At 69.5% G+C, this 200-nt stretch carries 1 pseudogene; it reads right to left on the bottom strand.

The features are described from left to right. Positions 1 to 200: pseudogene (locus tag ABZ622_RS31565) on the bottom strand (hypothetical protein); the annotation flags it as partial.

Below are 200 nucleotides of genomic sequence, written 5' to 3'. Positions count from 1 at the left end.
TGCGGGTGCCGGTGATGTGACCGGTGGTGCAGGTACCGGTGGTGCTGCCACTGGTGGTGCGGGTGCCGGTGATGTGACCGGTGGTGCAGGTACCGGTGGCGAGGCCACTGGTGGTGCGGGTGCCGGTGATGTGACCGGTGGTGCAGGTACCGGTGGCGAGGCCACTGGTGGTGCGGGTGCCGGTGATGTGACCGGTGGTG

Source organism: Streptomyces sp. NPDC007164, assembly GCF_040634135.1.
Lineage (GTDB): Bacteria > Actinomycetota > Actinomycetes > Streptomycetales > Streptomycetaceae > Streptomyces > Streptomyces sanglieri.
The sequence above is the reverse complement of the archived record's forward strand: the minus strand, read 5'-3'. Positions and strand labels throughout refer to the sequence as shown.